This window comes from Erwinia sp. (assembly GCF_031978025.1).
Classification (GTDB): Bacteria; Pseudomonadota; Gammaproteobacteria; order Enterobacterales; family Enterobacteriaceae; genus Erwinia.
In genome coordinates, this window is sequence record NZ_DALZCD010000238.1 from 4,986 (window position 1) to 6,807 (window position 1,822).

Consider the following 1,822-nt stretch of genomic DNA (forward strand, 5'->3'; position numbering starts at 1 on the left):
CGCGGCCCGGACTGGTCAGGCGTTTATGCAGGTGACAACGCGATCCTGGCTCATGAGCGTCTTTCTATTGTCGACGTCAACAACGGCGCTCAGCCTCTCTACAACGCCGACCATACCCACGTGCTGGCGGTAAACGGTGAAATCTATAACCATCAGGCGCTGCGTGCAGAACTGAGCGATCGCTATGCGTTCCAGACCGAATCGGATTGTGAAGTTATTCTTGCGCTTTATCAGGAAAAAGGTGTTGATTTCCTGGACGATCTGCAGGGCATGTTCGCCTTTATTCTTTATGACAGCGTTAAAAACACCTGGCTGATCGGCCGCGACCATATCGGAATCATTCCGCTTTATATGGGTAACGATGAACACGGTAACCTGTTTGTGGCTTCAGAAATGAAAGCGCTGGTGCCGGTCTGTAAATCAATTAAAGAATTTCCGCCGGGAAGCTATCTCTCCAGCACCGACGGCGAGATCCGCCGCTACTGGCAGCGCGACTGGTTCAGCTACGAGGCCGTAGAGCACAACAAAACCGATCCGGCGGCGCTGAAAGAAGCGCTGGAAGAGGCGGTAAAAAGCCATCTGATGTCCGACGTTCCTTACGGCGTGCTGCTTTCGGGTGGCCTGGACTCATCTATTATTTCTGCCGTGACCAAAAAATTCGCGGCCAAGCGTATTGAAGATCAGGATAAGAGCGAAGCGTGGTGGCCCCAGCTGCACTCTTTCGCGGTAGGCCTGGAAGGCTCGCCGGATCTGAAAGCAGCGAAATCCGTTGCCGAGCATCTGGGCACGGTGCACCATGAAATTCACTTTACCGTGCAGGAAGGGCTGGATGCGATCCGCGACGTGATTTATCACATCGAAACCTATGATGTGACCACCATCCGCGCCTCCACGCCAATGTATCTGATGTCCCGCAAAATCAAAGCAATGGGCATCAAGATGGTGCTGTCTGGCGAAGGTGCTGACGAGGTCTTTGGTGGCTACCTTTATTTCCATAAGGCGCCGAACGCTAAAGAGTTTCACGAAGAAAACGTTCGCAAGCTGCTGGCACTGCATATGTTCGATTGTGCCCGTGCCAATAAAGCAATGTCTGCCTGGGGCGTGGAAGCGCGCGTGCCGTTTTTGGACAAGAAATTCCTCGACGTGGCAATGCGCATCAACCCGGCGGATAAAATGTGCGGCACCAACGGTAAAATGGAAAAGCACATCCTGCGTGAATGCTTCTCTTCTTATCTGCCGGAAAGCGTGGCGTGGCGTCAAAAAGAGCAGTTCTCTGACGGCGTGGGCTATAGCTGGATTGATACGTTAAAAGCCGTCGCAGCGAAACAAATCAGTGACCAGCAGCTGCAAACGGCGCATTTTCGCTTCCCGTACAACACGCCGACGTCGAAAGAAGGCTATCTGTATCGGGAAATTTTTGAAGAGCTGTTCCCATTACCCAGCGCGGCCGAATGCGTGCCGGGCGGCCCCTCCGTTGCCTGTTCTTCTGCCAAGGCCATTGAATGGGACGAAGCGTTTAAAACAATGGACGATCCTTCCGGTCGTGCGGTGGGCGTTCACCAGTCTGCCTATCAATAACCAGCAGCTTTTATTCATAAAACGGGCCGCCAGCGGCTCGTCATTGTTTAAAAAAAGACTGACCTTGCTGAATTAGTCGCCATACTGGTTATAAGCCAGACAAATGAATCATTTCAGCAAAAAAACGGGAAAAAACTTGTTGACGCTTTCGGGCCAACTTAGCATAATGCGCCCCGCAACGCCGTTGAAGGTAACGCGAAAAAAGATGGCTCCTTAGCTCAGCTGGTTAGAGCACAGCACTCAT

Annotated in this window: 1 protein-coding gene; it reads left to right on the forward strand. The window is 52.3% G+C overall.

Annotation, left to right across the window (positions count from 1 at the left end):
* On the forward strand, positions 1–1,578 hold a 1,578-nt coding region (gene asnB / locus RTK32_RS16850), incomplete at its 5' end, for an asparagine synthase B (RefSeq protein ID WP_312045990.1).
* Between the last annotated feature and the right edge of the window lie 244 nt (positions 1,579–1,822).